This is a genomic window from Dolichospermum sp. LEGE 00246 (assembly GCF_015207865.1).
GTDB lineage: Bacteria > Cyanobacteriota > Cyanobacteriia > Cyanobacteriales > Nostocaceae > Dolichospermum > Dolichospermum heterosporum.
The window spans coordinates 1-5,572 of the sequence record NZ_JADEWA010000365.1 but is presented as its reverse complement, the minus strand read 5'-3'; the positions used below and the strand labels follow the sequence as shown (position 1 = coordinate 5,572).

At 37.5% G+C, this 5,572-nt stretch carries 6 protein-coding genes; 2 read left to right on the top strand and 4 right to left on the bottom strand.

What is annotated here, in order from left to right; genetic code table 11:
- The 4 genes from yhdJ to rph form a co-directional block, all read right to left on the bottom strand.
- Nucleotides 1–890, bottom strand: an 890-nt coding sequence (gene yhdJ, locus IQ228_RS19815; RefSeq protein ID WP_228043967.1) for an adenine-specific DNA-methyltransferase, incomplete at its 3' end; no start/stop codon positions are given.
- Between the two features lie 307 nt (nucleotides 891–1,197).
- A complete protein-coding gene (locus IQ228_RS19810; protein ID WP_027404785.1) occupies nucleotides 1,198–2,049 on the bottom strand; it encodes an alpha/beta fold hydrolase in 852 nt (283 codons plus the stop codon).
- A 323-nt stretch (nucleotides 2,050–2,372) separates the two neighbouring features.
- Nucleotides 2,373–3,146, bottom strand: coding sequence for an MlaE family lipid ABC transporter permease subunit (locus tag IQ228_RS19805; RefSeq protein ID WP_027404786.1), 774 nt, complete (start codon nucleotides 3,144–3,146; stop codon nucleotides 2,373–2,375).
- Nucleotides 3,147–3,192: 46 nt separating this feature from the next.
- The gene (rph, locus tag IQ228_RS19800) at nucleotides 3,193–3,936 is read right to left on the bottom strand and encodes a ribonuclease PH (RefSeq protein WP_193964078.1); all 744 of its coding nucleotides are present in this window, start codon (nucleotides 3,934–3,936) and stop codon (nucleotides 3,193–3,195) included.
- 292 nt (nucleotides 3,937–4,228) lie between these two features.
- Between rph and IQ228_RS19795 the strand changes: the two genes are divergently transcribed.
- Both IQ228_RS19795 and dcd read left to right on the top strand, forming a co-directional pair.
- A complete protein-coding gene (locus IQ228_RS19795) occupies nucleotides 4,229–4,765 on the top strand; it encodes a P-loop NTPase family protein (RefSeq protein ID WP_039202193.1) in 537 nt (178 codons plus the stop codon).
- 74 nt (nucleotides 4,766–4,839) lie between these two features.
- Nucleotides 4,840–5,409, top strand: coding sequence for a dCTP deaminase (dcd, locus tag IQ228_RS19790; protein ID WP_035083368.1), 570 nt, complete (start codon nucleotides 4,840–4,842; stop codon nucleotides 5,407–5,409).
- Nucleotides 5,410–5,572: the final 163 nt, after the last annotated feature.

The following is a 5,572-nucleotide window of genomic DNA, read 5'->3' as shown; positions in this document are numbered from 1 at the left end:
GTAGTATTTTCATCAAAGATACTCCCTTGGATAAAATCTAAATCTACTTTTTTTCCATTTTTATTTTTGATATTATGGTTTTTCTGTGGTGGCAATAGTTTTTCTCCTTGATATTCTTCCATTTCTAAAACCCTTCTCAAGCCAATTTTTAGATATTCTTCTTGCAGTTCAATACTGATAGATTTCCTACCTAAACGTTTAGCTACAGCAGCAGTTGTAAAAGTTCCAGCAAAGGGATCAAGGATTAAACTTCCTTTATGACTACTTGCTAAAATGATTCTTTCTAGTAATGACTCTGGTTTTTGTGAAGGATGATTTTCGTATTCTTCCATGCGATATCTCACACGGGGAAAATACCAAGCATTACCAGGTACTTTTTCTGTATTATAGGGGGTAGGAACTGATTTTCTGTAATCAATTAATTTCCGTTGTGCGCCTGTTTTTGCTTCAACTTTAATATCATCTGCATTAAAAATATAATTGTTTTTATCTTTGACACAATGAAGAATAGGTTCATACATTGAACCGAAGTATTTTGTAGCTTGAACCCCAGAACTATCATAATGCCACATTATCCGACTGAGAATAGTTAATTTTTGTCTCAAATAAATATCAAAATAAGGCATTGCTTGGGTGCTTGTCATCACATAAATTGTACCATTTGGTTTAAGAATGCGAATACATTCATTAAGCCATTGATATGACCAATTTATATATTCTGTTTCTGATTCCCATTTATCATGGAAGTTACTAAATTTCTTACCTATATTATAAGGAGGATCAATAAAAATTAAATCTACTGATTCGGTAGGAATATGATTTAATAAAATGTTAACCGCATCACCGTAAAAAATGGTGTGTTGTTGATTTTTATGTTGTTCAATCATCATTTTAAATAAGTAAGCAAAATTTTGATTGTGCCGATTAAAAACTCAGACAATAAGAGGTTGTTTGAAAACTCATGATTTCTGTATCAAATGTTTTACTCCTCCCTAACCCTCCCCTTGTGAAGAGGAGGGAACTGGATTTTCTTGTTTCCTCCCAAAGCATTGGGGGGATTAAGGGGGGTAAAATGTGATGAAAATTACGGGATACCATTTTTAAAACATCCTCTAATATATTGACTTTACTATCCTTCTTCTTAAAAATACTTAAACAAAAGAAGAATAGCAGAGAACAAGAAATACTGGTTGATATTTAATTCGATTGGGAACGACGGAAAAATGGGAGCAAATCTTGTAAAATCACTTCATGATAATGTTCTTGGGCATAATGTCCCACATTATTAAGTTTGATTATTTCCCCATTGGGTACAGATTTTACAAAAGTTTCCGCCATATCTACAGATAACCAAGGATCAATTATTCCCCATTGAACTAAAATAGGTTGTTGCCATTCTTTAAACCCATTTTCTATTTCTAGCATGGCTTTTTCTAGTTGGAAATTGCGAATTGTTGCTAGGAGACTTCTTCCAGGGGCAGAACTTTTCAAAAAGGGTTTTCTATAAACATCTAAATCTTCATCTTCAATGCGGTAACGACTTCCACCTTCTAGGGTTCTATCAACTAATAAAGGATCTTGGGTAATCATATCACCCGCAAAGGGTAAACCCATTTGTTTGATTTTCCAAGGCAATTTTGCTGCTGTAGAAATGGGGGTATTTAAAATAGCAATATTAGCAACTTTTTCAGGATGACGGAGGGCGTATTGTAAGCCAACTGAACCTAAAAAACCTTGGACAACTAGGGAAAACTTTTCTAATTCTAAAGCTTGAATAAATCCTTCTAAAGCTGTGATAAATGCGTCGGGAGTATAAGCAAAATCCTGTTTTTCTGGTGTACCGGAAAATCCACAACCAATCCAGTCAGGTGCGATCGCTCTATTTCCCTGTGCTGCTAAACTAGGTATAATATTTCTCCAACTATAACTTTGAGCAACTATCCCATGTAAAAATAACACAGGGATTAAATCAGTTCTCCCAATCGGTTCAGCTTCTCGATAAAACCATTCTAGAGAATCTACCGTAATTTTATGTTCTTGAATTGACACGCTATTTTCCTATTGACGACGGCAACAACACCATACAAATGCTAATATCATCATCCTATAAATAGGGGTTGCTGAAAAAGTCTTTTCGTGAGGGCTAGGAGTCAGGAGTCAGGAGTCAGAAGGAAGAATTGGAAGGAGATAAGAATAGTCTCAAATTTCAGACAGTTATAGGTAAATAAACAGTTTCAATGCTTATTTCTTGCACTTAGTTCTCTTTTTCAACCCGAAAATTCTTCATATATCTAGGTTTTCGGTTTATATGGACATAGCTTGCGTAACGACGTAGGAGTTATACGCCACCCTACCCTATAAGCAACCCCTACTTATAACAAAGGTTTCTCAAACAGTACCAGGGCTAAGATAAAATCCATAATGAAAATTGCTACCCAAGTAGTTACCACAGCAGTTGTAGCTGATTCTCCCACTTCCTTTGCGCCTCCTTGAGTTGTCAGTCCCCAACTACAACCATTAACCGATACTATAGCCCCAAAAATCCACCCCTTCAGTAAAATAATTAAAATATCTGATGGTAATAAAAAATTTCTCACTGATTCTAAAAATGTTTCAGGACTAACCTGATAAAACTGCATAGCCGCAAAAGCACCACCCATAACACCTGTAACTACAGCAAAAATCATCATTACAGGCATCATTAAACAGCAAGCAATGACTCTGGGTAAGACAAGATAATCAACAGGGTCTGTTCTGAGCATATATAAAGCGTCAATTTGCTCTGTCACCCGCATTGCTCCTAATTCCGCTGCAAAAGCTGAACCAACTTGTCCGGCGATAATACTAGCAGTTAAAATTGGTGCTAGTTCTCGACAAAATGCTAAAGCAAATGCACCGCCAACGGTATCTACAGCCCCGAATCTGACCAATTCTCTAGCGGTTTGAATCGTGAAAATCATCCCCGCAAAACCGTTGACTAATAATACTGGAGGGAGGGAAGCTGGTCCTGTTGTCACTGTATGTTCTAATATCTTGCGATAGTAGGTTTTTCCGCGCAGGAAATGCAGTAAAATTTGACCGAACAACAGGAATACTGACAAATAGCGAATTATCCAAGATTGTTCTAAATTTCTTTTTGGTTGCAAGTTTACGGCCACTAATTAAATTTTTTTACTAGGGAATTATGACAATTTAAGTTGCTACAAATAGAGTATTCCAATCACTAATAGCATTTCTTTGAGCAGTTAATAATTCCTGTATACCTCGTTCAGAAAAATCTAGCATTTGATTCAACTGCTGACGACTAAAACTTCCCGCTTCCGCTGTTCCCTGAACTTCAATAATGTTCATTTGATGATTCATGACTACGTTAAAATCCACATCTGCGGCTACATCTTCAACATAGTTAAGATCCAAAAATGGTTCACCCTGCAACAAGCCTACAGAAACTGCTGCTATTTGTCCACATAAAGGCGATCGCTCAAGAACCCCCTGCTGCAATAATTGAGAAATAGCATGAGCCAAAGCCACAAAACCCCCAGTAATTGCCATTGTCCTCGTTCCTGCGTCAGCTTGCAGCACATCTGTATCCACAGTCAGCGTTCGTTCTCCCAACACCTCAAAATCCAACGCAGCCCTTAAACTCCGCCCAATTAAACGTTGAATTTCCTGGGTTCTGCCCGACAATTTCATCAATTCCCGTTCCTGGCGTTTTTGGGTAGCAGAAGGCAACATTCTATATTCAGCCGTTAACCAACCCTTCCCACTACCAGTCAAAAATTTAGGCACTCCTTCAGCCACACTAACCGTACACAGAACCTGAGTATCACCAGATTTCGCTAAAACAGAACCAGGTGCAAACCGAGTGAAATTAGGATAAAAACTATGGGGACGGAGTTCACCAGGGGTTCTGCCGTCAGGACGTTGCCAAGTCATTGAAATTGCCTCAAAATTTTTGCCTACAGCCTTTAGATTACCTCAGGATGACAAAGGAATCAGGCTGCTTTAAGTAGGTTGGCGTTGAAAATTGTCGTTATAGCAAGGCGGCAAGAGGCAAGAGTAAAGAAGTTTTCAGCGATTTTACGTTTCTTTACACAGTTTGGTTTTATTGTGTTCATCTACTTACTGATAAATACTGCTGTATGATAGCTATATGTTTTACTATCAGCAAAGATTTACCTTTAAATGTAAGTCATTAAATTTATAGTGAGTTTTTAAACTTTGCCTTATGGTTGCCCAATTAGAAACCCCAGGTCTAAATTCAACCTTCAGCGTACCATATTCCGTAGAAGGACTGATACAAGTTTTTACTAATTCCCAGCGTAGCTTTTTTACCAGCGTGATGGCACAAGCACTGAGAATTGCTGGACAAGGTACACCAGTATTAATAGTCCAATTCCTCAAAGGTGGGATTCGCCAAGGACATGAACGACCCACCCAAATGGGACAACATTTAGACTGGATTCGCTGTGATTTGCCCCGTTATATTAATAATTCAGATTTGGACGCAGCGGAAATTCAAGCTTTGCAACAACTTTGGCAACATACCCAAAAGGTAGTTAATGAAGGTAAGTATTCTTTACTGGTATTAGATGAGTTGAGTTTAGCGATTAATTTCGGTTTAATTCCAGAAACTGAGGTTTTAGAGTTTCTTTCTCACCGTCCTCCTCATGTTGATATTATCCTCACAGGTTCTCAAATGCCCCAGTCTCTTTTAGATGTAGCAGACCAAATTACAGAAATTCGTCGCAGTCATCAACCTTAAGTATTAAGATGTCGTAATAACTTGGTTGAATTATCTGTGAACTTGTGATTAAAAACGACATCTGGATTACTGAAATGGCTCAAAAAGGCATGATTTCGCCTTTTGAATCGAGTTTAATTCGTAAATTGCAACCTGATTCATCTCAGCTTCCGCAACCTGTAATTAGTTACGGACTTTCTTCTTACGGCTATGATATCCGGCTTTCTGGCTCTGAATTTCGCATTTTTCGCCACATTCCCGGTACTGTTATTGATCCTAAAAACTTTAATCCCCAAAATCTAGAGTCTACCCAATTACATACAGATGAAAGTGGTAGCTATTTTATCTTACCTGCTCATTCTTATGGTTTAGGTGTGGCTCTGGAAAAGCTGGAAGTTCCAGCCAATATTACAGTAATTTGCATTGGTAAATCTACTTATGCAAGATGTGGTATAATAGCTAATCTAACACCTGCTGAAGCGGCATGGAGAGGACATCTTACTTTAGAATTTTCTAATTCTTCCAGCGCTGACTGTCGTATTTATGCTAATGAAGGTGTGGTGCAATTGCTATTTTTAGAGGGTGAACCCTGTGCTGTTAGTTATGAAACTCGCAGAGGTAAATATCAAGATCAGTTAGAGATTGTTACAATAGCTAGAGTTTAAATTTGAAACACAAATCATTTTCCTGTTCCCAGTCCAAAATAGATATATTGGTAATTTTGAGTATCTATATTTGATTTTATAGGTAAGCGATCGCCTAATAATATTAAGATGGTGTTTGAAAAGTCATGATTGCTGTATCAAATATTTTACCCCTCCCTAACCC